The sequence below is a fragment of the Salegentibacter sp. genome (assembly GCF_041642575.1).
In the GTDB taxonomy this organism is placed as follows: Bacteria; Bacteroidota; Bacteroidia; order Flavobacteriales; family Flavobacteriaceae; genus Salegentibacter.
The window spans coordinates 1-2,028 of record NZ_JBEPWD010000006.1 but is presented as its reverse complement, the minus strand read 5'-3'; the positions used below and the strand labels follow the sequence as shown (position 1 = coordinate 2,028).

General features: G+C 39.1%; 3 protein-coding genes. All 3 read right to left on the bottom strand.

Annotated elements, in window-relative coordinates; genetic code table 11:
- A partial coding sequence (gene hisB / locus ACESK1_RS02350; protein WP_372917529.1) for a histidinol-phosphatase occupies positions 1 to 632 on the bottom strand: 632 nt, incomplete at its 3' end.
- 134 nt (positions 633 to 766) lie between these two features.
- A complete protein-coding gene (gene hisC, locus ACESK1_RS02345) occupies positions 767 to 1,813 on the bottom strand; it encodes a histidinol-phosphate transaminase (protein ID WP_372917527.1) in 1,047 nt (348 codons plus the stop codon).
- Positions 1,813 to 2,028 (bottom strand): histidinol dehydrogenase (locus ACESK1_RS02340; RefSeq protein ID WP_372917525.1); only part of this gene is annotated, 216 nt, incomplete at its 5' end. The genes hisC and ACESK1_RS02340, both read right to left, overlap by 1 nt.

Here is a 2,028-nt window from a genome sequence, read left to right as displayed (position 1 = left end):
GTTCCGTCCAGATTTATTCTGATAAAAATATCGGTTTCATTGGTTTTCCGGGAGATCTCTGCGGTTCTGGCTTCCAGCTTCAGAAATTCATAGATCTCTTTCCAATTAGAGGTTTTTAGAGAAATAACCTTCTCTACTTTTTCCATTTTTTCCTGGACTTCCTCACTGCCAAGATCTTCGTGAGTGTCGATAAAGATTCCTTTTCCACCATAATTCAGTGCGAATTCCATATCAGTAAGTCGGTCGCCGATCATAAAGGAATTCTCCAGATCATAATCTGAATTTCCCAGATATTTACCTTCAAGCAAGCCGGTATTGGGTTTTCGGTTAGGTGAATTTTCTTCAGGGAAAGTTCGGTCCATCAAAACCTCTTTGAATTCCACACCTTCATTTTGAAAGCTTTTCAGAATAAAATTTTGAATTGGCCAGAAAACTTCTTCCGGATATTTTTCAGTTCCGAGACCATCCTGATTGGTCACCATCACGAATTCGTAATCGAGCTCGCGGGCAATTCGGGATAAATAATAAAATGCTTCCGGATAAAATTCCAGTTTTTCCAGGTTATCTACCTGATAATCCTCCGGCTCAAGCACCAAAGTGCCATCGCGGTCTATAAATAGTATTCTCTTCATAAATATTTATTCGTCATTTCCGCGAAGGCGGAAATCTAATTTTAATCAATTTTGAACTTCCGTCCCTCTAAAAAATCGGGATAAACTGCGGCGGAAATTATAACTTTTATGTCCTAAGCTTGTTTCAGGGTAGTTTAATTTAATTCTTTCAGAGCTTGAATCAATCTTTTATTTTCTAATTCAGTTCCCACCGTTAATCTCAAGGTATTTTCACAAAGTGGCTGGGAGCTTCGGTTTCTTATTACAATCCCTTTTTCGATGAGTTGACGGTATCTTTTATCGGCGTCATCAACCTTCACCAAAATAAAATTCGCATCTGATTCATATATTTTTTCGATAACTTCTATTTCGCGAAAAGCTTTAAATAAACCGGCCCTTTGTTGTAAAATATTTGCTACCTGCAAATTTACCTTTTCCGGATCTTTCAATTCCTCAAGCGCTCGTTGCTGGGTTAATTGATTAACGTTGTAAGGGGGCTTGATCCTATTAAGGATTGTGATGATCTCTTCGGAAGCATATAAAATTCCCAATCGTATTCCTGCAAGTCCGTAGGCCTTTGAAAGAGTTTGGGTGATAACAAGATTCGGGAAATTATTAAGCTTCTGAAGCCAGCTTTCCTTTTCTGAAAAATCGATATAAGCCTCATCGATCACTACCAATCCGCTGAAATTTCGCAGGATCTCCTCTACTTTTTCTTCAGTAAAGGAATTCCCGGTAGGGTTATTCGGGGAACATAAAAAGATGATTTTGGTGTTTTCATTTACCGCTTCCAGGATTGTTAAAGGATCTGGCTGAAAATCCTTATTCAGTAATATTTCCCGGTTTTCAATATTGTTGATCCCGGCCAAAACCGAATACATCCCATAGGTAGGTGGCAAAGTGATGATGTTGTCCTTTCCGGGATCACAAAACGCCCGGAACAATAAGTCCAAAACTTCATCACTGCCATTTCCCAACAGGATATTTTCTGAAGCTATACCTTTAACCATAGCCAATTCAGCCTTCAAATTTCGTTGTTGCGGATCAGGATATCGGTTTACATCGCTGGAAAAAGGATTCTCATTTGCATCGAGAAAGATCATCTCCTCCCCAACAGAGTTATATTCGTCCCTGGCCGAAGAATAAGGTTTAAGCTTTGCTACATTAGGTCTCACCAACCTATTTAGATCAAAATTTGCCATTATTTATTCTTCAAATTTTCCAGCCGTAAACTCACCGCATTTTTATGTGCATGCAAACCTTCCGCTTCAGCCATCAGTTCTATAGCAGGGCCAATCTCCATAATTCCTTCTGAAGAGATCTTTTGGAATGTCATCGCCTTCATAAAACTATCCAAATTTACACCGCTATATTGTTTTGCATAACCATTGGTAGGTAAGGTGTGATTGGTTCCCGA